Annotated in this window: 18 protein-coding genes, 1 tRNA gene and 1 pseudogene; 18 read left to right on the forward strand and 2 right to left on the reverse strand. The window is 45.5% G+C overall.

The genetic code is table 11. The features are described 5' to 3' along the window. The first annotated feature begins 12 nt into the window (after positions 1–12). Positions 13–972 (forward strand): gliding motility lipoprotein GldB, encoded by a 960-nt coding sequence (gldB, locus tag LS482_RS14340; protein WP_496560024.1) that lies wholly within the window; start codon positions 13–15, stop codon positions 970–972. A 65-nt stretch (positions 973–1,037) separates the two neighbouring features. Then, positions 1,038–1,376 carry a gliding motility protein GldC gene (gene gldC, locus LS482_RS14345; protein WP_233028204.1) on the forward strand — a complete coding sequence of 113 codons (339 nt, stop codon included), beginning with the start codon at positions 1,038–1,040 and terminating at the stop codon, positions 1,374–1,376. 17 nt (positions 1,377–1,393) lie between these two features. Here gldC and yihA read toward each other — a convergent pair whose 3' ends face one another. Together yihA and LS482_RS14355 are read right to left on the reverse strand one after the other, a co-directional pair. Next, on the reverse strand, positions 1,394–2,002 hold the full coding sequence (gene yihA / locus LS482_RS14350) for a ribosome biogenesis GTP-binding protein YihA/YsxC (RefSeq protein ID WP_233028205.1): 609 nt from the start codon (positions 2,000–2,002) through the stop codon (positions 1,394–1,396). Between the two features lie 6 nt (positions 2,003–2,008). After that, positions 2,009–2,773: an alpha/beta fold hydrolase gene (locus LS482_RS14355; protein ID WP_233028206.1), complete on the reverse strand. Its 765-nt coding sequence runs from the start codon at positions 2,771–2,773 to the stop codon at positions 2,009–2,011. 356 nt (positions 2,774–3,129) lie between these two features. Here LS482_RS14355 and mraZ point away from each other — a divergent pair, with 356 nt between their 5' ends. The 16 genes and pseudogenes from mraZ (at position 3,130) to LS482_RS14435 (ending at position 20,084) form a co-directional block, all read left to right on the forward strand. Further along, the gene (gene mraZ / locus LS482_RS14360) at positions 3,130–3,597 is read left to right on the forward strand and encodes a division/cell wall cluster transcriptional repressor MraZ (RefSeq protein WP_233028207.1); all 468 of its coding nucleotides are present in this window, start codon (positions 3,130–3,132) and stop codon (positions 3,595–3,597) included. Beyond that, positions 3,584–4,480, forward strand: a complete 897-nt coding sequence (gene rsmH / locus LS482_RS14365; protein ID WP_233028208.1) for a 16S rRNA (cytosine(1402)-N(4))-methyltransferase RsmH — start codon at positions 3,584–3,586, stop codon at positions 4,478–4,480. Before mraZ ends, rsmH begins: the two co-directional genes overlap by 14 nt. Positions 4,481–4,515: 35 nt before the next feature. Beyond that, on the forward strand, positions 4,516–4,836 hold the full coding sequence (locus LS482_RS14370; protein ID WP_233031833.1) for an FtsL-like putative cell division protein: 321 nt from the start codon (positions 4,516–4,518) through the stop codon (positions 4,834–4,836). Between the two features lie 44 nt (positions 4,837–4,880). Beyond that, positions 4,881–6,881 carry a penicillin-binding protein gene (locus LS482_RS14375; protein WP_233028209.1) on the forward strand — a complete coding sequence of 667 codons (2,001 nt, stop codon included), beginning with the start codon at positions 4,881–4,883 and terminating at the stop codon, positions 6,879–6,881. Positions 6,882–6,886: 5 nt separating this feature from the next. Then, positions 6,887–8,350, forward strand: coding sequence for a UDP-N-acetylmuramoyl-L-alanyl-D-glutamate--2,6-diaminopimelate ligase (locus tag LS482_RS14380; RefSeq protein WP_233028210.1), 1,464 nt, complete (start codon positions 6,887–6,889; stop codon positions 8,348–8,350). Positions 8,351–8,399: 49 nt separating this feature from the next. Further along, positions 8,400–9,623: a phospho-N-acetylmuramoyl-pentapeptide-transferase gene (gene mraY, locus LS482_RS14385; protein ID WP_233028211.1), complete on the forward strand. Its 1,224-nt coding sequence runs from the start codon at positions 8,400–8,402 to the stop codon at positions 9,621–9,623. Between the two features lie 5 nt (positions 9,624–9,628). Further along, the gene (murD, locus tag LS482_RS14390) at positions 9,629–11,008 is read left to right on the forward strand and encodes a UDP-N-acetylmuramoyl-L-alanine--D-glutamate ligase (RefSeq protein ID WP_233028212.1); all 1,380 of its coding nucleotides are present in this window, start codon (positions 9,629–9,631) and stop codon (positions 11,006–11,008) included. Between the two features lie 53 nt (positions 11,009–11,061). Continuing rightward, positions 11,062–11,456: pseudogene (locus LS482_RS14395) on the forward strand (four helix bundle protein). Between the two features lie 40 nt (positions 11,457–11,496). Beyond that, a complete protein-coding gene (locus LS482_RS14400; RefSeq protein ID WP_233028213.1) occupies positions 11,497–12,705 on the forward strand; it encodes an FtsW/RodA/SpoVE family cell cycle protein in 1,209 nt (402 codons plus the stop codon). After that, positions 12,692–13,789, forward strand: a complete 1,098-nt coding sequence (gene murG, locus LS482_RS14405) for an undecaprenyldiphospho-muramoylpentapeptide beta-N-acetylglucosaminyltransferase (protein ID WP_233028214.1) — start codon at positions 12,692–12,694, stop codon at positions 13,787–13,789. Before LS482_RS14400 ends, murG begins: the two co-directional genes overlap by 14 nt. A gap of 59 nt (positions 13,790–13,848) precedes the next feature. Next, a complete protein-coding gene (gene murC, locus LS482_RS14410) occupies positions 13,849–15,225 on the forward strand; it encodes a UDP-N-acetylmuramate--L-alanine ligase (protein WP_233028215.1) in 1,377 nt (458 codons plus the stop codon). Positions 15,226–15,287: 62 nt separating this feature from the next. Next, positions 15,288–16,004: a cell division protein FtsQ/DivIB gene (locus tag LS482_RS14415; RefSeq protein WP_233028216.1), complete on the forward strand. Its 717-nt coding sequence runs from the start codon at positions 15,288–15,290 to the stop codon at positions 16,002–16,004. A gap of 3 nt (positions 16,005–16,007) precedes the next feature. Continuing rightward, positions 16,008–17,330, forward strand: a complete 1,323-nt coding sequence (gene ftsA / locus LS482_RS14420) for a cell division protein FtsA (RefSeq protein ID WP_233028217.1) — start codon at positions 16,008–16,010, stop codon at positions 17,328–17,330. A gap of 51 nt (positions 17,331–17,381) precedes the next feature. Beyond that, positions 17,382–19,322: a cell division protein FtsZ gene (ftsZ, locus tag LS482_RS14425; RefSeq protein ID WP_233028218.1), complete on the forward strand. Its 1,941-nt coding sequence runs from the start codon at positions 17,382–17,384 to the stop codon at positions 19,320–19,322. 209 nt (positions 19,323–19,531) lie between these two features. Beyond that, on the forward strand, positions 19,532–19,978 hold the full coding sequence (locus tag LS482_RS14430) for a GatB/YqeY domain-containing protein (RefSeq protein WP_233028219.1): 447 nt from the start codon (positions 19,532–19,534) through the stop codon (positions 19,976–19,978). 29 nt (positions 19,979–20,007) lie between these two features. After that, positions 20,008–20,084, forward strand: a tRNA-Arg gene (locus LS482_RS14435). The last annotated feature ends 345 nt before the right edge of the window (positions 20,085–20,429 follow it).

The raw sequence follows: 20,429 nt of genomic DNA on the forward strand, positions 1-20,429 counted from the left end.
ATTTTCACACTTATGCGAAAAAATGTGATATTTATAATGATTTTGTCTGTGATCTTTTCCTGTAACCGGAAAGATCGTATGGAAGAAGAGATAGGGAAAATCAAAATTGATGTACGGGTCGACCGCTTTGACAAGGAGTTTTCCCGGGCCACTCCGGAGGCCCTGCCACAATTGAAATCTGCCTATCCTTTTCTTTTTCCTTCGCAATATAAGGATAGTGTGTGGATAGCGAAAATGAAGGACACCATTCAACAGGAAGTTACAGGAGAAGTAGTCCGGGCTTTTCCGGGTTTTTCGGAGGAAAAGGAAGAACTGCGATCACTTTTTCAGCATATAAAATACTATTTCCCGGATTTTAAGGCACCCAAGGTGATAACGCTTACATCAAATGTGGATTACAGGAATCGTGTAATATGGGCCGACAGCCTCCTCCTGTTGTCTCTGGATGTCTATTTGGGGCCGGATCACAGGTTTTACAATGCCATACCGCAATACCGGAAAAAGAATTTCTCCAGGGAGCAGATCGTTTCCGATGCGGCTTCCGGTTATGCTTCGGCAAAAATCCCGCGGGAAAAAGGACGGAGTTTTCTGGCGGCAATGATACATGCAGGGAAGGAGTTGTACCTGAAAGACCTGCTTATCCCATTCAAAAGTGAGGCGTCCAGAATAGGATATACCGATAAGGAAATGAACTGGGTCGTAGCAAATGAAAGCGAAATGTGGCGCTATTTTGTAGCGCGGAACCTGCTGTTTGCTACCGATTCAAAATTAAAGGACCGTTTTATCGAACCTGCACCGTTCTCCAAGTTTTACCTGGAGCTGGACAATGAGTCCCCCGGAGGGGTGGGGCGGTTTATCGGCTGGCGGATTGTCAGGGCGTATATGCATAACAATGATGTATCTTTGCAGGAAATGTTACGAACTCCTGCCGGAGATATTTTTAATAAGTCGGGCTATAAGCCTGAAAAATAACAGGACTGAAATGGTGGCATAACCTGAAACCTGCAACATGTAATCTTGAATTAAATTAAAGAACAATGGCAAAGACACATACATCCAATATTAACCTTTCTGTAGAACTGGACGAAAACAGGGTTCCCGAAAAACTGCACTGGTCGGCAGAAGACGGTGGTGTGAATAAGGAAGAGGCCAGGGCCATGCTGCTTTCCATCTGGGACAGTAAAAAGCAGGAAACACTTCGTATTGATCTCTGGACCAAAGATATGCCCGTAGACGAGATGAAAGTGTTCTTTCATCAGAGCCTGGTGGCCATGAGCGATACTTTTCACCGGGCTACACAGGATGAAAAAATGACAGCGACCATGAAGGATTTCTGCGATTATTTTGCAGAGAAGCTGGAACTGAAGAAGGAATAGAACAGGGGTGCGGTATTTTATTTTCCGATCACCTGTTGGTTGATGTTGTCAATATAGGCGAGGAGGTCTTCTTTCCCCGTACCGTTGGCCGAAGAGGTGACAAAATGCGGTGGGGCCTCTTCCCAGGCATCGTCAAGCAGCTTTTCCAGATATTCTTCCGCCTTTCGTTCTACGGCTTTTGGTTTCAACTTGTCTGCCTTGGTGAAGACTATTGAAAAGGGAATACGGTTGATACCCATCCACTGCATGAATTCGAGGTCAATCTTTTGCGGTTCGTGCCGTATGTCTATGAGGACGAAGGCACAGACCAGTTGTTCCCGCTTTTCAAAATAGTCGGTAATGAATTTCTGGAACGTATTTTTCAGCTTTTTGGAAACCTTGGCATAGCCATATCCCGGAAGGTCAACCAAAAACCACCGGTTATTGATCCTGAAATGATTGATGAGCTGAGTTTTTCCCGGTTTTCCGGAAGTTTTGGCCAGGTTTTTCCGCTCCGTTAACATGTTTATCAGTGAAGATTTTCCTACGTTGGATCTTCCTATGAAAGCATATTCGGGGATGGGATCTGCCGGACATTTGTTCACGTCCGTATTGCTGATGACAAATTCTGCCGATTGTACACGCATTTCTTGTTAAAAATTTCTGTCGTTCAACCATTTCTCCAGCAGGGCGTTGAATTCTTCCGGATGTTCCATCATGGGGGCGTGCCCGCATTCATCTATCCAGAACAGGTCGGAATCCGGCAGGAGGCTGTGGAACTCTTCTGCCACATTGGGTGGAGTCACAGTGTCGTTTTTCCCCCAGATAATGCAGGTGGGCGTTCGCATATGCGGGAGGTCCTTGGCCATGTTGTGGCGAATGGCACTTTTGGCAATGGCCAGTGTTTTTATAAGCTTGGAGCGGTCGTTTACCGCAGCAAATACTTCATCTACAATTTCCTTGGTGGCTACCTTCGGGTCGTAAAAGACATCTTCGCTTTTTTTCTTGATGAATTCGTAGTTCCCGCGTTTCGGGTAGCCGTCGCCCATGGCACTTTCATAAAGCCCGGAGCTCCCTGTGATTACCAATCCTTTTACGCGTTGCGGGAATAGCTTGGCATGGAGGAGACCGATGTGTCCTCCCAGGGAATTTCCCAGCAGGATCACCTGGTCCAGTTTTTTGTGTTCTATGAATTGCTCCAGGTATTTGGCGAAACTCTTCACATTGGTTCGCAACAGCGGCTTGGTATATATCGGTAATTCAGGCACGATGATCTTGTACCCTTTTTTCGGAAAGTGCTCGGCTACACCGTTGAAGTTGCTCAATCCTCCCATCAACCCGTGGAGAATAATTATCGGGGTGCCTTCTCCGATTTCCAAATAAGAATATTTTCCTTCTTTCTTTATGTCGTGTACCATCAATAGGTTAGTTGATATTCTAAGATAGCAAATTTACATAAAAATGTTTCATGGCAAATTTTACACTTCCGGTCCCCTTATATTTTATAAAAAATGTGTTTGGGCGCCGTTCTCCGCGTGTGGAAAATATACAGCCGGGTACAATCAAAAACCGGGGATATGCAACATGAGATACACATGAAATTAACGGGTTAAGCAGGTGACTACCACCGCTGTTAAGGCCGAAAGCAGCGGTAAACTGTGCATTTCATCGGGAAAATGGCAAAACTTATCAACAAAGTGGTAAAAAGTGGTAAAAAGTGGTAAATAATTCCATATATTTGAAAAAGTAAACCTCGGAAGCTTGTTGTTTGATAATGAATAACTTCATCGGAACATATGAGTGTAAAGCAGATGCCAAGGGCAGGGTAATGCTCCCTGTGGCCCTGAAAAATCAGCTTTCGCCGGTACTGCAACAAGGGTTTGTTTTGAAACGTGGAGTGTTTCAGCCCTGTCTGGAGCTGTACCCGATGGAGGAATGGAATGTATTGATGCAAAAGGTGAATAAGCTCAACAGGTTTAAAAAAAAGAACAATGATTTTATCCGCCGTTTTACCGCCGGGGTGAAAATGGTGGAGGTGGACGCCACGGGGCGGCTGCTTATCCCCAAGGACCTGGTGGCTTTTGCGGGGATACATAAGGAAATTGTGTTGTCTTCGGCCATCAATATTATTGAGATCTGGGACAAAGATAAGTATGAGCAGGCTATTGACGACGCTGCTGTGGACTTTGCCGAGCTGGCGGAAGAGGTAATGGGAAATGACGAAGAAGATGGAATATCATAATCCCGTAATGTTGCAGGAGTCTGTTGATGGACTTCAGGTCAGGGAAGACGGGGTCTACGTCGACGTGACTTTCGGGGGTGGCGGACACTCCCTTGAAATATTGAAAAGACTGGGGCCTGACGGGAAACTGTTTGCCTTTGATCAGGATGAAGATGCACTGGAAAACACACTGGAAGACGACAGGTTTGTGCTGATCCACGAAAATTTCAGGCATGTGAGGCGTTTTTTGCGGCTCTACGGTGTCAGGCAGGTGGATGGAGTACTCGGGGATTTCGGGGTGTCTTCACATCAGTTCGATATTCCCGAACGCGGATTTTCCACAAGGTTCGATGCCGGACTGGATATGCGGATGAGTAAACGGAATGAGCTGTCGGCTTACAACGTGATTAATGATTACAGTGAAGAGCAGTTGCGTGGAGTGTTGAGCCTGTATGGTGAATTGCGGAGCGCGAGGGCTATGGCCGGAGCTGTGGTAAACGCCAGGAAGCAGTCACCTTTGAAAACGACTGAAGATCTTAAGAAGGTCTTAGGCCGGTTTTTACCACGGCAAAAGGAATATAAGGTATTGGCCCAGGTGTATCAGGCCGTTCGTATAGAAGTGAACAGGGAGATCGAAGTGTTGAAGGAGTTTTTGCTGCAAATGCCCGGTTTGGTGAAAAAAGGAGGGCGGATCAGTCTGATAAGCTATCATTCCCTGGAAGACCGGCTGGTGAAGCGGTTTATACGCAGCGGGATATTTGAAGGTGAACCGGAAAAGGATTTCTACGGAAACGTCAGCGTTCCTTTTAAAAAAGTGGGGGGATTGATAGTGCCTGCGAAAGATGAAATAGAGCAGAATAACAGGGCGAGGAGTGCGAAACTCCGTATCGCCGAACGGATTTGAAAGAAGAACGATTGTAAAAATAAAAAAGGCGGATGGTGAAGAATAAGTTGATGGACATACTGAAAGGGAAATTCCTGGTGAGCGACGACGCAGTGAAGAACTGGAGGTTCATCCTGTTTGCTTCCGCCCTTGCGGTATTGATGATTGCCAGTTCGCACAATGCCGATAAAAAAGTACACGAGATCGCGAAGCTCAATGAGGAAGTCAAGGAGTTGCGCAGTGAGTTTGTAGACACCAGGGCCAGGATGCAGCAGATGAAACTCGAATCCACGATCATGTCCCGTTTAAAAGATAAAGGGTTGAAGCAATCGGATAAAGCCCCGAAAAAAATAGTAATTGTAGAAGAAGATCAGTAAAGATCAAAACAAACACTTACGACCGGATTTTTTAATAGAAAATCATGCCTGTAACAGAAAAGAAAATATTGCACAGACTTTACTTTGTGGCCGGGGCCATGTTCCTGTTTTCTGTTGCCGTGGCCGTCAAACTGGTGTTTATTCAGGTCGACGGAGAAGAATACCGGCAAATGGCGGAGGAACGGATGGTAAAGAACTTTACGATCCCGTCAAACAGGGGGAATCTTTATTCGGATGACGGAAGCCTGCTGGCTACATCGGTAACGAAATACGATATCCGGTTTGATGCGCTTACCGTTTCTGCCAAAAACTTTGAAAAATACCTGAAGCCGCTGTCCGATAAATTGTCAAAAATGTTAGGGAGGCCTTCTTCGTACTATCAGAAAGCTTTCCGTAAGGCCAGGGCCAATAAAAACAGGTATTTGCTGGTTACCCGTGACCTCGGGTATGCCGATTATATCAGGATCAAGAATTTTCCGCTGTTTGAACTCGGTCCGTACAAAGGCGGTATTATAGTGGAACAGCATGTGGAGAGAGAGCATCCGCTGGGGAAAATTGCCGAAAGGAGTATCGGGTATGAACGTGTTGATGATAAAGGACATGTACTCCGTGTAGGGCTGGAAGGCGCCTACAGCGAGTACCTGAGCGGAAGGGACGGGAAACGGCTGAAACAACGTATTGCCAAAGGACAATGGAAACCGATAAGCGATAACAATGAAGTGGAGCCGAAGGACGGTTATGATGTGATATCCACAATCGATATAAACATACAGGACATAGCGCATTATGCCCTGTTGTCACAGTTGGAACGGTATGAGGCCGAACACGGTACTGTGGTGGTTATGGAAACCAAAACAGGAGAGGTAAAGGCGATCTCCAATCTTGGCAGGACAAGCGATGGGAAATATTACGAAAAACTCAATTATGCCATCGGGGAATCCCATGAACCCGGTTCCACCTTTAAGCTGATGGCCCTTGCCGTTGCTCTTGATGACAAAGTGGTGGATACCAGTGATGTGGTAGATACGGAAAATGGTGTGGTATCGTACTACCGCAGAAAAGTAAGGGATTCGAAAAGAGGAGGGTACGGAAAAATAAGTGTTGCCCGGGCATTTGAAGTGTCTTCCAACGTGGGGGTGGTAAAAACCATCCACAAACACTATGATGAGCAGCCTGAAAAGTTTGTGGACAAACTAAGGGATATGGGGCTGGACAAACAACTCGGTTTATCTATTAAAGGTGAAGGGGTCCCTTATATACCCGACCCGGACAATAAAAAACAATGGAGTGGCATTGCCCTGGAGTGGATGGCATTCGGGTACGGGGTTTCGTTAACCCCGTTGCAGACCCTCACTTTTTACAATGCCATCGCCAATAACGGTGAAATGGTGAAACCGAGGCTCATCAAAAAGGTGAAAGAATGGGATAAGACCATTTTGAAATTTGACAAGGAAGTGATCGATCCGCAGGTATGTTTGCCGGAGACCGTTGCCATATTACAGGAAATGATGGAAAATGTGGTACGGAGGGGGACCGGGAAAAAGTTGTATTCTCCCGATTTCTCAATGGCGGGAAAAACCGGGACCGCCCAGAAAAACTACGGTCCGAAAAAAGAAGGAAAATTACAGTATATATCGTCATTTGTCGGCTATTTTCCCGCTGACGATCCCAAGTATTCCTGTATCGTGGTCATTCATGAGCCCGACAAGAGTGTCGGTTACTACGGGGCAGATGTCTCCGGACCGGTGTTTAAAAGTATTGCACACAAGATATATACCAGTTCGCCTTTGCTCGATGAAGTAGATGACCTGGAAAAGGATAAAAGTGAAACGGATAAGGATTACCAGTCTTATTATGCCAGGGCACAAAAACGATTGCAGGTAGTGCCCGATGTTAAGGGAATGAGTGGGATGGATGCCGTTCCGCTGCTGGAAAACCTTGGACTGAAGGTCAAGGTGACGGGAAATGGAAGAGTGAAAAGACAATCCATTTCCAAAGGAAAGAAAATAATACCCGATCAAACCATAGTATTAGAATTGTCGTAGCCTATATGAATACGTTGAAGGACATATTGTACAGAGTGCCCATAGATGCCGTTACCGGAAATACTTCGGTAGCGGTAAATGCCATATGTTTCGATTCGCGGAAAGTGTCCCTTAACGATGTTTTTGTAGCTATAAGAGGGGCGGAAACAGATGGGCATGAATACATTGCAGATGCTGTAAAAAAAGGGGCCCTGGCGATAGTCTGTGAAGAAATGCCGTCCGATATTGTGAACGGAATCACCTACGTGCAGGTTGCCGATACACATGCGGCCCTGGCGATCATGGCAGCCAATTACTATAGCAATCCTTCCGAAAACCTGAGAATGGTAGGGATAACCGGAACCAACGGGAAAACCACCATTGCCACTTTACTGTATCAGTTGTTCCGGAAAGCCGGGTATAAAGCCGGTTTGATCTCAACCGTGAAAATATTGGTGCACGACAAAGAATATAAAGCTACACATACCACGCCCGACCCCATAACCATAAACCATTATCTGGACCTGATGAGCCGGGCAGGGGTGGAATACTGTTTTATGGAGGTCAGCTCTCACGGAATTGCCCAGAAAAGAACAGAAGGATTGCAGTTTGCAGGTGGTGTGTTTACCAACCTTTCTCACGATCATCTCGACTATCACCACACATTTGCCGAATACAGGGATGTCAAAAAAACCTTTTTCGACCATTTGCCGAAAGCAGCTTTTGCACTGACCAATGTCGATGACAAGAACGGTATTGTAATGATACAGAATACCGCGGCAAGGAAATATACGTATGCCCTGAAATCCTATGCCGATTACAAGGCGAAGATACTGGAAAACCAGTTCAGGGGCCTCCTGCTGAAAATAGGGGAAACCGAAGTATGGGTGAAGCTCATAGGCCGTTTCAATGCCTATAATATGCTGGCCATATATGCTACGGCGGAATTGCTCGGACTGGAAGAGCTGGAAATACTCCGCCTGTTGAGCGAACTGGAAAGTGTTGAAGGACGGTTTCAGTATTTTATTTCCGAAGGGAAGATCACCACTATTGTAGATTATTCCCATACCCCGGACTCCCTGAAAAACGTATTGGAAACGATAAACAGTATACGTACGGGAAATGAAGCACTGATTACGGTAGTAGGGTGCGGAGGCGACCGGGATAAAGGAAAAAGGCCCGTAATGGCCGCAGTGGCATCGGAACTCAGTACAAGGGCCATATTTACCTCCGATAACCCCAGGAGCGAAGACCCGGACGAAATAATTAAGGATATGGAAAAAGGGGTGGAACCGCAGAATTTCAAGAAAATGTTGTCCATTACCGACCGCAGACAGGCCATAAAGGCGGCATGTCAGATGGCCGGGGAAAACGATATCATCCTCATTGCGGGAAAGGGGCATGAGACCTATCAGGAAATAAAGGGCGAAAGAAAGGATTTTGACGACTTTAAGATCGCCGGAGAAATGATGAAGGAACTCCGTAAATAGAAACAGAGAATAAAAAGAAAATTGTAAAAATTAAAGACACGGAATTTAAATGCTGTACCATTTATTCGAATACCTGAGCAAACACTACCAGATCCCCGGATCGGGACTTTTTCAGTTCCTCTCGTTCCGTGCGGCAATGGCCATTATATGCTCATTACTTATATCTACTATTTACGGTAAGCACATCATTAATTTCCTGCGGAAACAACAGGTGGGGGAGACCGTAAGGGATCTTGGGCTGAGCGGACAGACCGAAAAAGCAGGTACACCCACCATGGGAGGGATTATAATCATACTTTCCACGCTGGTCCCCGTACTGTTGTTTGCCAAGCTCGACAATATATACATCATATTACTCCTCATTACCACGGTTTGGATGGGAGCCATAGGGTTTATAGACGATTATATTAAAATCTTCAAAAAAGACAAGGAAGGGTTAAAGGGCCGGTTCAAGGTGCTCGGCCAGGTAGGACTGGGGATTATCGTAGGGGCCACGCTCTACTTTCATCCCGAAGTTACTGTCAAGGAAGTGGCAAAAGGTGCCGGCACCGAAGTGGTTGCAATAACCGGGGAAATGAAGAACAACGAAGAAAAATCCACCAAAACCACGATTCCGTTCGTCAAAAACAACGAACTGGATTATTCGAGGATCATAGCATGGACCGGGGAAAACTACCGGGATTACGCGTGGCTGATATTTATTCCCATAGTGATATTTATCGTTACGGCGGTTTCCAACGGTGCCAACCTTACGGATGGTATAGACGGCCTGGCAGCAGGTTCTTCGGCCATAATAGTTATAGCACTGGGGATTTTCGCCTGGGTGTCCGGTAATATCATTTTTTCTGATTACCTGAACATTATGTATATCCCCCGGGTAGGGGAGATATCCGTGTATATAGCTGCTTTTGCCGGGGGGCTGGTGGGATTCCTGTGGTACAATACATATCCCGCACAGGTTTTTATGGGCGATACGGGCAGCCTCACCATAGGAGGAGTAATAGCGGTTATAGCTGTGGCAGTACGAAAAGAGTTGCTCATTCCCGTATTGTGCGGCATATTCCTGGCAGAGAACCTGTCGGTAGTATTGCAGGTAGGATATTTTAAATATACCAGGAAAAAATACGGAGAAGGCCGGCGTATCTTTTTGATGTCGCCGCTGCATCACCACTATCAGAAGAAAGGATATCACGAAAGCAAGATAGTAACCCGGTTTTTGATTATCGGTATTATGCTTGCCATTATCTCTATCGTAACGTTAAAAGTAAGATAGGTACGATGACAGATGCACAAGGACAGGGAGCCGGGGACAGCGGAAGAAAAAAATCCAGGCTGGTGGTACTGGGAGGAGGAGAAAGCGGAATAGGCACAGCAATACTGGGCAAAAAAGAAGGCTTTGATGTCTTTGTGACTGATAAAGGAGCAATTAAGGAAAAATACAGGAATGTTCTTATACAATACGGAATAGCATGGGAAGAAGGAAGGCATAGTACGGAAAGAATTTACGATGCCGATGTGGTTATGAAAAGTCCGGGAATACCCGATACGGTGTCCGTAGTAAAAGAATTGAAGGAACGAAAGGTCCCGGTAATTTCCGAAATAGAGTTTGCAGCCGGATATACTGGTGCACGTTTGATCGGAATTACGGGAAGTAACGGCAAAACAACCACTACCATGCTGGCCTACCACCTGCTGAAGAATGGCGGACTTGATGTGGGGATGGCAGGAAACATCGGAGACAGTTTTGCGCAGATGGTAGCCGGGGATGACAAGGAATATTTCGTACTGGAAATAAGCAGCTTTCAGTTGGACGGGATTGTGACATTCCGGCCGGAAATAGCGGTGATCACCAACATCACTCCCGATCATCTGGACAGGTATGACTATAAATTCGAAAATTATATAGCCTCCAAGTTCCGGATAGCGATGAACCAGACCGCGGAAGATTACCTTATTTATGACGCGGATGATGAAGTGATAACCGATTGGCTTGCCAGGCATCCCGTTCCGTCAAAGCTGTTGCCTTTTTCCGTAGAGAAGCAGGTGGCCAACGGAGCGTATTTAAAAGAAGATAAAATAATAATAACAATAGATAACGATCAGATAACTATGTCCACAGACACATTAACATTGGAAGGGAAGCACAACATGAAGAATACCATGGCAGCTTCCCTCGTTGCCCAGCTGGTAAAAGTGAGGAAAAAAACCATCCGGGAAAGTCTGGAAAACTTCCAGGGAGTGGAGCACCGCCTCGAAAAGGTGCTGAAAATACAGAATGTGCAGTACATTAACGATTCCAAGGCCACTAATGTAAACGCAGTGCTTTACGCTTTGGACAGTATGACGGCCCCTACCGTATGGATCGTGGGAGGTGAGGACAAAGGAAATGACTATGCCGTGTTGATGCCCCTCGTAAGAGAAAAGGTGAAAGCCATAATCTGCCTGGGGCTGGACAACACCAAGATTATAGATGCTTTTGGTAAAGTGGTAGATCTTATGGTGGAAACCCAGGCTATGGAAGAGGCGGTGAAAATAGCGTACAAGATCGCAGAGAAAGGCGATAATGTTTTGCTTTCACCTGCATGCGCCAGCTTTGACCTGTTTAAAAATTATGAAGACAGAGGGAATCAGTTCAAGGAAGCGGTAAAGCGGCTGTAAAGGAGGAGGTTCAAAATTCAAGGTTCAAAGTTTAAAGATTAAAACTGTGAGTCATGGCAAGCGTAGAACGATTCGAAGATTTGGAAATTTGGCAATTGGCAAGAGTTCTTTGTAGTGATATTCATATCGTAGCGTTAAACAGTGACCTTAGAACGGATTATAAACTTTATTCGCAAATAGATGGATCTTCAGGTTCTGCTATGGATAATATAGCAGAAGGATTTGAACGAAATGGAAATAGGGAATTTATTCAATTTTTATCTATGCAAAATCATCTTGCGGCGAAACACGATCTCAGCTTTACAGGGTATTTGACAGAAAATATATTGATAAAGTTGAATTCGAACAGCTAAAAGGGCAAACAATTACTTTAAGCAAAAAAATAACCGCTTTTATGGGTTATTTAAACCGGAGTGAATACAAAGGCAGCAAATACAAAAGAAGTTGAAACCTTAAACCTTGAACCTTGAACCTTGAATCATAAAACCATGCAAAGCATATTCAGGAACATAAAAGGAGACCGGGCCATTTGGGCAGTAGTAGCCCTGCTGGCCGTACTTTCTTTCTTGCCGGTATACAGTGCCAGTTCCAACCTGGTGTATGTGGTAGGTAACGGAACTACGGTAGGGCACCTGTTGAAACACGGATTGCTGCTGTTGTTAGGGTTCGGTATCATTTTCGGTGTGCACCGTATTCCGTACAGGTATTTTAAGGGCTTGTCCATAATCGCCATGCCGGTAGTGTTTTTATTGCTGGTATATACCCTTGCCCAGGGAACCACTATCGGAGGTGCGAATGCCAGTCGTTGGGTACAGATACCTTTTGTTGGCGTGAGTTTTCAGACCTCTATACTGGCTACGGTAGTATTGCTGATTTATGTGGCCAGGTACCTGTCTAAGATCAAGGACCGGGAAGTGCGTTTTAACGAAACCCTGCTTCCGTTGTGGGTGCCTGTGTTCCTGGTTATGGCTTTGATACTCCCCGCAAATTTTTCAACAACAGCCATTTTGTTCTTTATGGTGTTGGTGTTGTGTTTTTTGGGAGGGTATCCCATAAAATACATCGGTGCCATAATAGGGGTAGGGTTGCTTTGTTTTACCATGTTTATCCTGGTCAACAAGGCGTTTCCCGACCTGTTGCCCAACCGTATCGACACCTGGATAAGCCGGATAGAAAATTTTGCCAACGGAGAGGATACCGAAGATGATTATCAGATAGAAAAAGCAAAGATTGCCATAGCCACCGGGGGCGTTGTTGGTGTAGGAGCGGGAAAAAGCGTTATGAAGAATTTTTTACCCCAGAGTTCGTCAGACTTTATTTATGCCATTATAGTGGAGGAATACGGGCTGGCGGGAGGATTGTTATTGTTGTTTCTCTATATGCTGTTGTTGTTCCGGATCGTTATTGTGGCCTATAAGGCCGATTCGGTCTTCGGAAAGCTCATGGTTGTCGGTGTAGGATTGCCCATAGTGTTCCAGGCGCTTATCAACATGGCAGTTGCCGTAGAGTTATTCCCGGTTACCGGGCAGAACCTGCCCTTGATAAGCACCGGAGGTACGTCCATATGGATGTCCTGTCTGGCTATAGGCATTATACTCAGCGTAAGTGCCAAACGACAGGAAGCCATTGCAAATGCCGAAGTGAATAATGAAGCGGAAGAACAAAACCCATTAGAGATATTAAGTGAGCAGTTATAAATTCATCATATCGGGAGGAGGCACCGGGGGGCATATATACCCCGCCATTGCCATTGCAGACGAGCTGAAGGCCCGTTACCCGCAGGCAGAATTCCTGTTTGTAGGTGCAAAGGACCGGATGGAAATGGAAAAAGTACCCCGAGCGGGATATAAAATAGAAGGATTATGGATATCGGGAATACAGCGAAAGCTGACACTGAGAAATTTGTCGTTCCCGTTAAAACTGATAAGTAGTTTGTGGAAAGCCGGAAAAATAGTGAACAGATTCGGGCCCGATGTAGTTATCGGGACAGGTGGATTTGCCAGCGGCCCCCTGTTGCAGATGGCTTCCCGCAAAGGAATACCATGTGTATTGCAGGAACAGAATTCCTATCCGGGCATTACCAATAAACTGCTCGCCAAAAAGGCGAAAAAAATATGTGTGGCCTATGACGGGCTGGAACGTTTTTTTCCCGCAGAAAAGATCGTTAAAACAGGGAATCCCGTACGGCAGGACCTTCTCAGGGTAGGTGAAAAAAGGGAAGAAGCACAAACCTTTTTTAAACTGCAACCCGGGAAAAAAGTCCTGTTGGTTCTGGGGGGGAGCCTCGGGGCCAGGGCCATAAACGAACTTGTTAAAAAAGAATTGTCATTTTTCCGTGAGAAGGAGGTGCAGGTGCTGTGGCAATGTGGCAAATTGTATTATAAAGAATTTAAAAAATACAAGGATAATACCGTTAAGGTACATGCGTTTATAAACGAGATGGACCTGGCTTATGCAGCTGCAGATGTAGTGATCTCCAGGGCCGGGGCAGGATCGGTGTCTGAACTGGGCATAGTGGGGAAACCGGTGATTTTTATTCCTTCTCCCCATGTTGCCGAAGACCACCAAACCAAAAATGCAGCGGCCGTTGCCGCTAAAAATGCAGCCATTCTTATTCGTGAAAAGGAATTGGATGAAAAGTTTGAAGATGAATTTTCCGGCCTGATGGCTTCGGAAGAAAAACAAAAGACACTGGGAGAAAACATAAAAAAACTGGCCTTGCCCAATGCTACCGCAGATATTGTGGATGAGATTGAAAAATGTATAAAGAAAAAAAGGTAGAGTTATATTGAATTTTAACCGGAAGCACGAAAAACAGAACAGGAACAACACATAACTGAATGAACATAAAAACCATACATAATATCTATTTTATCGGGGTCGGAGGCATAGGGATGTCTGCCCTCGCAAGATATTTTAAGTTTATCGGTAAGAATGTTGGCGGATATGACCGGGTTGCTACCAAGATCACCGATGGGTTGGAAGAGGCCGGAGTGAATGTAATCTTTAAAGATGATGTGAAAAAAGTGCCCGGCGAATTCCTGGATACTGTTAATACGCTTGTTGTATATACACCTGCCATTCCTGATGACAATGTGTTGTATAACTATTTTAAAGAGAAAGAATTCAGGCTTCGTAAACGGGCAGAGGTTTTGGGAGAGATTACGGCAAGTACGTTCTGCTACGCTGTGGCCGGAACACATGGTAAAACCACCACTTCTGCGATTTTAACGCATCTGTTGCGGGAAACCGGGACGCCGCATACCGCATTTCTGGGCGGCATATCGGAAAACCTGGATAGCAATTTCCTGTTGGAAGGAGATAAGATTACCGTAACGGAAGCCGATGAGTTCGACCGTTCATTCCTGCACCTCTCACCGGATATAGCCTGTATTACTTCCATCGACGCGGACCATTTGGACATATACGGCGACAAAACCGAAATGGAAAAGACGTTCGGGGCTTTTGCCGGAAAGGTAAAACCGGGAGGAAAACTCATTGTAAGGTACGGTTTGCCGCTACAGGGGATTACTTACGGTGTGGAAGCAGGAGCGGATTATGTGCTGGAAGATGTGGAGGTAGCCGATGGAGGATATGTTTTCAGTATCCGTATGCGGGAAGAGCTGGTTGCAGGCGTCCGGTTTGGTAAGCCCGGAAAACATAACCTGCTGAATGCCCTGGCGGCATTTGCAATGGCAGTTGAGGGAGGTACTTCGCCCCGGGAGGCAGCCGATGCACTGGCCGGGTTCAAAGGGGTGAAACGGAGGTTTTCCTATCAGTTGAAGACCGATACCATGGTTTATGTCGACGACTATGCCCATCATCCAACCGAAATTGATGCGGTTTGCCAGGCTGTACGGGAAATGTACCCCGGGAAAAAAGTACTGGCCGTTTTTCAGCCCCACCTCTTTAGCAGGACCCGGGATTTCATGGATGAATTCGGTAAGAGTTTGTCGGGATTTGACCAGGTAGTTTTGCTGGATATCTACCCCGCCCGGGAAAAGCCCATTGATGGGATAACCTCCCGGCATTTGCTGGATAAGATAGATCATAAAAACAAACAACTGGTCAGTAAGAAAGAATTGCAGCCCCTTATGGAAACCACCGACGCACAAGTGGTATTGACCCTGGGGGCCGGGGATATAGGAGAAGAAGTAGATAAGATCCGGAAAGTGCTCTCCGAAAGGATAGAGGATAATAATGATTCCGGAAAGTAGGGATCGGGAAGAAAGAAACAGAAAGAAAATAATAAGAAAATAAATACGTAAATATCTGTAAAATGCGAAAAGTCATATATATCATAAAGTTATTTTTCGTACTTATAGTACTGGTATTTCTGTATTCGTTTGCCAATCAACGACATGGCAAAAAAACGATAAGTAGTGTTAATGTCGAATTTCTGGATGGCGACAACCTGTTTGTAACCTATCCCATGGTTAATAAATTGTTAATACAAAATGCAGACTCGGCCACGAACATACCTAAAGAAAAATTAGTTTTGAATAAGTTGGAGAATACTCTAAGCTCTAATGAAATGATACAGGACGCCCAGGTTTATCTCACTGTAAACGGGCAACTTGGAGCCAAGGTGAAACAAAGGGAGCCCATAGCCCGTATTCAGGGGCGGGTTTCTTATTACATAGACAGAAAAGGGGATCGAATGCCCCTGTCCCCGGTACATACTGCTCGTGTACCGCTGGTAACGGGAAAAGTGGATGAAAACGCCCTGCATGAAATCTACACGCTGGTAAAGTATATAAATGATGACAGATTTTTGAACAGGAATATTGTAGGCGTACACAAAACAGGATCGGATTACGAATTGAAAATGCGAACAGACGACTTTACTGTAACCTTAGGGAATACGGAAAACCTGGAACAGAAGGTCGTTAATTTTAAGGCGTTCTATCAAAAGGCTTTAAAAGACGATGCGTTGAAGGATTATAAGAAAGTCGATCTGCGATTCGACCAACAGGTAGTGTGTACCAAAAAATAAGTTATGGAACAGGAGAGATATGCAATAGGATTGGATATAGGAACCACGAAAATCGTGGTAATGATCGGCCGGAGGAACGAATACGGCAAGATAGAGATATTGGGTATTGGAAAAGCCAAGAGCCTGGGGGTGCACCGTGGAGTAGTGAACAATATCACCCAGACCATTCAGTCTATCCAGCAGGCTGTACAGGAAGCTGAAAACGATTCCGGAAAAAAGATCGCCGAAGTGGTTGTAGGGATCGCCGGGCAACATATACGGAGTTTGCAGCACAGCGATTACATTACCAGGCCGCATTCGGATGAAGTGATCGATGAAGTTGATGTGGACAGACTGTGCAACCAGGTGTATAAACTGGTGATGCTGCCGGGCGAAGAGATTATACACGTATTGCCGCAGGAATATAAACTCGACGGACAATCCGAGATCAAGGAACCCATTGGGATGTACGGCGGAAGGCTGGAAGCCAATTTTCATGTAGTGGTAGGGCAGGTATCTTCCATACGGAATATCGGAAGGTGTGTAAAAAGTTCCGGACTGGAACTGGCAGGGATTACCCTGGAGCCTCTTGCCTCGGCCAATGCCGTGTTGAGTCAGGAAGAGAAAGAAGCGGGAGTAGCGCTCATCGATATAGGGGGCGGAACGACCGACCTGGCCATATTCAAGGACGGGATCATCCGTCACACCGCCGTAATACCTTTCGGTGGAAATGTGATTACCGAAGATATAAAGGAAGGATGTTCCATTATAGAAAAGCAGGCCGAACTCCTGAAGATCAAATTCGGTTCCGCATGGCCCGGGGAGAATAAAGACAACGAAATAGTATCTATCCCCGGACTCAGAGGCAGGGAGCCCAAGGAGATCACCCTGAAAAACCTCTCCAAGATCATCCATGCCAGAGCGGTGGAGATCATAGAGCAGGTGTATATGGAAATCAAGAACTACGGGCATGAAGAGCAGAAAAAGAAACTGATAGCCGGTATCGTGCTCACGGGGGGCGGAAGTCAGCTAAAACATCTGAAGCAACTGGTGGAGTACATTACGGGAATGGATACCCGGATAGGTTATCCCAACGAACACCTCGCCGGAGATTCAGACCCCGAAGTGGCCAGTCCCGTTTATGCTACGGCGGCAGGCCTGGTAATGAACGCTCTGGACCGGAAAGAACGAAGCATTGAGGAAGAACAATATTCCGAACAAGAAGACATACAACCCCAGGAACCAACCAATGAGCCCGAAACTGTATCCAGGCCGAGAAAGGAACGAAAGTCCTTTCTGGAAAAATGGTCGGATAGAGTAAAAGACTTTTTAGACAATGCAGAATAAACGACGGCATTGCCTAAAGAAACAAATTTTTAAAACCTGTAAACAAGAATTATGAGTAGCAACACAGATTTAGGAAACATCTCATTCGACATGCCTAAAAACCAGAGCAATGTGATTAAGGTTATCGGTGTTGGAGGCGGAGGCAGTAATGCCATAAACCACATGTTCCAGCTGGGTATCAAAGGCGTTGATTTTGTGGTGTGTAACACCGACTCACAGGCTTTGGATAACAGTCCGGTGCCCAACAAGATACAGCTCGGGGTGTCTCTGACCGAAGGACTGGGAGCCGGAGCCAACCCGGAAATAGGAGAAAAGGCCGCCATAGAAAGTTTCGAAGAGATAAAAAGTATGCTGGATAGCAATACCAAGATGCTTTTTATAACTGCAGGTATGGGTGGAGGTACCGGGACAGGGGCTGCTCCCATTCTGGCCAAAATGGCAAAGGAAATGGACATTCTCACCGTGGGCATTGTAACCATACCCTTTCAGTTTGAAGGGAAAACACGAAACGAACAGGCCCGGAGAGGAGTGGAAAACCTCCGTAGTCACGTCGATTCACTTATCGTGATAAACAACAACAAACTTCGGGAGGTGTACGGTAATCTCGGTTTCAAGGCAGGTTTTTCCAAAGCAGACGAAGTGCTGGCTACTGCTTCCAGGGGGATCGCCGAGGTAATCACCCATCACTATACGCAGAATATTGACCTTAGGGATGCCAAGACCGTGCTGTCCAACAGTGGTACGGCCATTATGGGCTCTTCTTCTGCATCCGGAGGGAACCGCGCACAGGATGCCATTGTCAAGGCACTGGACTCCCCCTTACTGAACGACAACAAGATCACCGGCGCCAAAAACGTACTGCTACTTATCGTTTCGGGCGGAGAGGAGATCACCATAGACGAAATAGGGGAGATCAACGATCATATCCAGAATGAAGCCGGTCATGGTGCCAATATCATTATGGGTGTGGGAGAAGACGAATCGCTCGGAGACGCTATTTCCGTTACAGTTATTGCTACAGGTTTTAATATAGAACAACAACACGAAATAGTGAATACCGAGGCGAAGAAGATCATTCATACCCTGGAGGACGAACAAAAGGCGACACAAGACCTTTCTCCGAATAAAACGTCTTCCGCGATGAATTTTCCGGAAACAGCCGGGCCGCCACAGGAAGAAAAAGAAAAACCCATAAAACATACGCTTACCGAAGAGGAAGAAGGGCCGGGACTCGTCCCTACCACAGATCTTATCAGGAATATAAATGTGGTATATGATGAAGTTTGTGCCAAGGAGGAAGACTTCGTGATCATAGATACTACGGAAAAGATCAAGAATATAGAGGTCGAGGCGGAAGAAGTAAAAACAAAGGAACAGCAGACTATGCTTTCATTCGATATGCCCCTCAGCCGGAAAAAAGACAATCCGGATACCGAAAAGCCTGGAAAACTGGGAAATGAGGACGAAAAGGCGAATGTGATTACCTTTGATATGGACAGGGAAACAAGGGATTACGATGTGAAAGACCATGTTGAGGTAGTGCCTGTGACCGAAGTCTCGGAAGAAGGGGTAAGGCGTTACAGCCTTGATGACTATATGGAGATGGAAAACAAGCTTTCCAATGCCAAACCCGATCAGAAAAAACCTGAAGCTGCAGACAAGGAACTGGCCATTGAAAAAAAAGTGGTAAACAAGCCCGATGAAGAAAGTGAAAAAAAAGAAATAGACCCTTTTAACTCTTCCATAGAAGAAAGCCTAAAATTAAGGGCCGAAGAACGCCGGAAAAAGTTGAAAGAATTCAATTATAAGTTTAACAACAACGCCTCTAAAATTGAAGAAATAGAAAAGCAGCCCGCATACAAGAGAATGGGAGTAGAGTTTCACGAAAGGACGTCTGAAGACGGTACTTCCAGAATCTCGGTAGGAAAGGATGATAACGATGACGTTCAGTTGCGTTCCAACAATTCTTTCCTGCACGATAATGTGGACTGATTAAAAGTCACTGTTCCGAGCGGCCGGTGGTCCCGGAATAGCGAATGTAGGGTTAAGTTATGCTTTTAAAAAGGTTAAACGTTATGTGTTTTTCTGAAAATCCATGACGTTTAACCGTTTTTGGGCGGAAGACAAAAATCTTGCAATTTTTCAGTGTACATACGTAATTCTTTCTTATATTCGCACTCCGGAAATAAAAGCTGAAACTTATGAGTTTGCAAAGCAAGGTAATGGAGGAAATGAAAACCGCCATGAGAGCCAAAGATACAGTAACGCTGGAGGCTTTAAGGGCAGTGAAATCTGCATTACTGCTGGCTCAAACCGAAGGAAGTTCCAAAGAATTAACCGAAGCAGAAGAACTGAAACTGTTACAAAAACTGGTAAAACAGCGAAAAGACAGTGCAGCCATTTATAAAGAGCAGGGACGTGAAGATCTTGCAACACCGGAAATGGAGCAGGCAGCGGTTATTGAAAAGTTTTTGCCGGAACAACTCAGCGAAGAAAAAATTGCAGAAGTAGTAGAAAAGATTATTACCGAGACCGGTGCCCAGGGAATGCAGGATATGGGAAAAGTAATGGGAATGGCCACAAAACAACTTGCCGGAAAAGCAAACGGTAAAGTCATTTCTACTATTGTAAAGCAAAAACTGACATAAAATATCCCGGACTGTTACAGTCCAGGAATGGCTCCGTAGTTCAACTGGATAGAATATCAGATTTCGGCTCTGAGGGTTGGGGGTTCGAATCCCTCCGGGGTCACCAGATGCAAAAAAGAAAAACCATTGAATTTCAATGGTTTTTCTTTTTGTACTATGCACTTTCACAACATTTAATACGGATGAACAGACTAACATTTCGATCAGATAGGGTCAAAGTCTCATCATAAACTTTAGAAAAGCCTCTTTATCCTTCTCTTCTTTTATCCGGTATCCGAACCAGTTCATCAATAAACTTCATTTTTTCTGTTATAGGCTTTTCGGTCTTTGTAAAAAGCCGTCTCCCGGTAAAGTTGCCGAAGTTGTTTTCAATAAATGTGACCTGGTAAAATAATAGACCGCTATATTTCAATTTGTAATGAATTATCCCCCTTTTTGCCGGCATATCTTT

Origin of the sequence: Sinomicrobium kalidii, from assembly GCF_021183825.1 — a bacterium.
GTDB classification, from domain to species: Bacteria; Bacteroidota; Bacteroidia; order Flavobacteriales; family Flavobacteriaceae; genus Sinomicrobium; species Sinomicrobium kalidii.

Excerpts from the sequence above, each read along its gene's own strand:
- gldB (WP_496560024.1), top strand. The coding sequence starts at position 13 with ATGCGAAAAAATGTGATATTTATAATGATTTTGTCTGTGATCTTTTCC.
- gldC (WP_233028204.1), top strand. The coding sequence starts at position 1,038 with ATGGCAAAGACACATACATCCAATATTAACCTTTCTGTAGAACTGGAC.
- yihA (WP_233028205.1), bottom strand. The coding sequence starts at position 2,002 with ATGCGTGTACAATCGGCAGAATTTGTCATCAGCAATACGGACGTGAAC.
- LS482_RS14355 (WP_233028206.1), bottom strand. The coding sequence starts at position 2,773 with ATGGTACACGACATAAAGAAAGAAGGAAAATATTCTTATTTGGAAATC.
- mraZ (WP_233028207.1), top strand. The coding sequence starts at position 3,130 with ATGAATAACTTCATCGGAACATATGAGTGTAAAGCAGATGCCAAGGGC.
- rsmH (WP_233028208.1), top strand. The coding sequence starts at position 3,584 with ATGGAATATCATAATCCCGTAATGTTGCAGGAGTCTGTTGATGGACTT.
- LS482_RS14375 (WP_233028209.1), top strand. The coding sequence starts at position 4,881 with ATGCCTGTAACAGAAAAGAAAATATTGCACAGACTTTACTTTGTGGCC.
- LS482_RS14380 (WP_233028210.1), top strand. The coding sequence starts at position 6,887 with ATGAATACGTTGAAGGACATATTGTACAGAGTGCCCATAGATGCCGTT.
- mraY (WP_233028211.1), top strand. The coding sequence starts at position 8,400 with ATGCTGTACCATTTATTCGAATACCTGAGCAAACACTACCAGATCCCC.
- murD (WP_233028212.1), top strand. The coding sequence starts at position 9,629 with ATGACAGATGCACAAGGACAGGGAGCCGGGGACAGCGGAAGAAAAAAA.
- LS482_RS14400 (WP_233028213.1), top strand. The coding sequence starts at position 11,497 with ATGCAAAGCATATTCAGGAACATAAAAGGAGACCGGGCCATTTGGGCA.
- murC (WP_233028215.1), top strand. The coding sequence starts at position 13,849 with ATGAACATAAAAACCATACATAATATCTATTTTATCGGGGTCGGAGGC.
- LS482_RS14415 (WP_233028216.1), top strand. The coding sequence starts at position 15,288 with ATGCGAAAAGTCATATATATCATAAAGTTATTTTTCGTACTTATAGTA.
- ftsA (WP_233028217.1), top strand. The coding sequence starts at position 16,008 with ATGGAACAGGAGAGATATGCAATAGGATTGGATATAGGAACCACGAAA.
- ftsZ (WP_233028218.1), top strand. The coding sequence starts at position 17,382 with ATGAGTAGCAACACAGATTTAGGAAACATCTCATTCGACATGCCTAAA.
- LS482_RS14430 (WP_233028219.1), top strand. The coding sequence starts at position 19,532 with ATGAGTTTGCAAAGCAAGGTAATGGAGGAAATGAAAACCGCCATGAGA.